Origin of the sequence: Thermogutta sp., from assembly GCF_014359955.1 — a bacterium.
Taxonomy (GTDB): domain Bacteria; phylum Planctomycetota; class Planctomycetia; order Pirellulales; family Thermoguttaceae; genus Thermogutta.
In genome coordinates this window covers 1-2816 of record NZ_JACIYL010000600.1, presented here as the reverse complement: position 1 = coordinate 2816, position 2816 = coordinate 1, and the positions used below count along the sequence as shown (strand labels likewise).

The 2816-nt window shown below is 59.3% G+C and carries 3 protein-coding genes; 1 reads left to right on the top strand and 2 read right to left on the bottom strand.

Annotation, left to right across the window (positions count from 1 at the left end; all coding sequences use genetic code 11):
* Positions 1-416 (top strand): hypothetical protein (locus H5U08_RS14860; RefSeq protein ID WP_297034732.1); only part of this gene is annotated, 416 nt, incomplete at its 5' end.
* Positions 417-427: 11 nt separating this feature from the next.
* Here H5U08_RS14860 and H5U08_RS14855 read toward each other — a convergent pair.
* On the bottom strand, positions 428-1090 hold the full coding sequence (locus H5U08_RS14855) for a tetratricopeptide repeat protein (protein WP_297034729.1): 663 nt from the start codon (positions 1088-1090) through the stop codon (positions 428-430).
* A gap of 867 nt (positions 1091-1957) precedes the next feature.
* Positions 1958-2816: ThuA domain-containing protein (locus H5U08_RS14850; RefSeq protein WP_366494664.1), on the bottom strand; the 859-nt coding region annotated here is incomplete at its 5' end.

Here is a 2816-nt window from a genome sequence, read left to right as displayed (position 1 = left end):
GTCTTGATCTCGGTCGAACGGAGCTGTTGGTCCGTGTGGTTCGACATGCGGCCTTGCAAGGCCGATTCAGGTACGTGGGGGTCAGCAGATTTGAGGAGGCGGGCGGCCCGCAGGTCAAGCAGGTCTATCGGACGCTCCGGGAATTGGACACTGAAGTGGTGCTCCTTCCCGGACGCTTCGCCGAAGCTCTTCCTCGCTGGGCGAATCATTTGGCCGGTATCGATGTGATTCTTCTGTGGCATCCCGAAGTGCTGCGCTCGGACGATCGCCTCTGGTTTTATATTCCGCGAATGCTCAGCGAAGCGGGGAGAGTCCTTATGGAGTGGAGGGACGGTCGGAGGACGCGGTGGGCTGTGGTTTCCAAAGAGGAAGCCAATCGCCGGGCGGAGGCTGTCGTCCGTCGCCGTGCCGCGTGAGTTGACGGCGATTAGACATCTTCGATCAGGCGTTCCAGCCTGGCTACCTGGATCCGAACGGCGTGCAGGTCGGGATTGAGTCGCAAGGCCCGGCGAAATGCTTCCAGGGCGGCGATCGGGTCCCGCAACTCCAGGTACGCCTGGCCCATTCCTGCCGCTGCCGCGAAGTGGTAGGGATTCAGCTCCAGGGTGGTGCGACAGTCCTGAATGGCTTCGGCGTGTTCTCCCAGCCCGTAATATGCCACGGCCCGCTGATTGTACACTTCTGCAAAATCCTCAATTTCTTCCAGCAGGCGGTTGGCTCGGGCAAGGGCATCGCGATAGCGCCGTGCCGCATTGAGGCGGATGATGATACTGAGCTGTTTTTGCTGGGCCTCCGAACCATAACGGAGCCAGACTTTTCGAATACTCGTCTCGGCGAGCAGTCGAACGGTGGGATCACGGTCGTTGAGTGCCCGACCCAGCGCCCCGTTGGACGCATAATCGCCGACGTATCCCAGCGCCAGGGCGGCTGCCCGACGGAGTTCACAGAGCGGGTGTTCCAGCAATCGCTGGAGCGTGCCCTGCATATAGCGCGAGTTGACGTCCGCCACGAATCGGGCGGTGTCAAGATGTTTCAAATAGTCCTCGTAAAAGGCACCCAGAAGAGCTGTTCGCGGCACGTTGCGGGACACGAGATGTATCTCCTCGGATTCGCAAGCCTTTTTCGCCACAGAAATGAGTTCAGGAACCGCGTCGCGCGGAAGACTTCCGACAAGACCCCGCCATCCGGTTCCGCCAGTACCTCGATTGTAATTGGGGGAGGTGGGATGGCTCAAATGTTTTCCATGGAGAAGAGAGCGCAATCAGAGCGCAACAACAGACCCGGGAGTAGTCAACACCATGGCGGCACAGACACCACCTGTCAGCAGAGGCCGGGAACCCACGTCACGAATTCCCCGGCACACAGGGGATCGATAGACTCACTTCTTGCGATGGCGAATTTTGGAACGCATCCGCCGCTTTTTGCTGCCGATCTTGCGACGCCCTTTACCAGTTTTTTTCGTCCCCACGCTCGACTCCCATTCAACCTGAAACAATGACCACAGATACCACCATCGGCACGCATCATTCGTGCCTTTTCACGAAACGTCAGACCATCGAAATTGAGTATACCAGGATGGGGATAATTTGGACAAGGACCGCCTTTCACTGGAAGGCGCGTTGCGCTGGCTCTATCTGGTGTGCGGGACGGGACTTATCGCCAAGACATGAAAAGCTGGTTCCCGTCCGGCGAGCGAGAAACTTCACAGTTGCGGGCTGGCCAGTCAGGTCCCGGCAGAAGCCCGGTGGGCCGTGCTTGTTCTGACCTGCGTGGGTTACGTGGGAGACGGTCGGCTTAAAAATCCGCCAGGAAGCTGTGAAGTTCCGCTGCCGCGAAGCGAAGCGAAAAAACAAAACGGGCAGAGCAACCGAGCGGTCAACTCCACCCGTGGCAAGCGTTTTTCGACCGGCGGATCAGTGATGGCCGAGCCGATTTTTCTCGAAAATCGATGGGTGGTTCAGTCTCGGGTCCGCGCCTGATCGGCGGTGGGGAAATCGGCCGGCACTGGTTGGGTCACTTTGCCGGAGGCCGCCCACTCGGCACCCCGCTGGTAAGTCACGATAAAGGCCACACTTTTGAGCTGTTCGGCCGTGTGCCCCAGGGCGTTGAAGAAGACCCGTCCCTTGCCGTATTGGACGGTGAAGAAGATCGGTTCGTGCTCATCGGAACCACCCTTGTCTTTGGGGGCGAAAGCGGTGGCCAGCACCGTGAGGTTCTTGGCCGGACCGCGGAGCCAGCCGTAGAGCTCATCGGGGACATGCATGAATCGCGGCGGCAAACCCTGCATGATGGGATGCTCGGGATAACGGACGTCGATGGCGAAGGGCTGGATCGGACCATGCCCGCCAGCGCGGCCGGGAGTGTAGTCGAAGACGCACCGGCCATCCCGCCAGCGGACGTAGGGGCCCCATTTTTCGTTTCGGCCTCCCCATCCCCCGAGCCCGATGATCTCGTTATATTCCGGCCAGTCCGGGAAGGCTGCACACGCAAAGTGGTAAACAACCACGCCGCCACCGTTTTTGACGTAATCCACGAAGGCCTTCTTGGTTTCCTCCGGCCAGGAATCCCCCTGATAATTGAGAACCACCACATCGAATTTTTTGAAATCGGGTTTGAAGCCGCTCATGTCCTCCCCTTTCGCGGGAGATTGGGCGACTTCCACCGTGAACAGGCCGGTCTCTTCCAGCAGTTTGACCAGAACGGGCGTGGTGCTTTTCCAGTCGTGGGCATTTTGACCGGTCACAATGAGCGCCTTGTACGGGGCTGCCACAACCGCGCTCGCCGCAACTCCTATGCTCACAAGACTCGCGAGGATG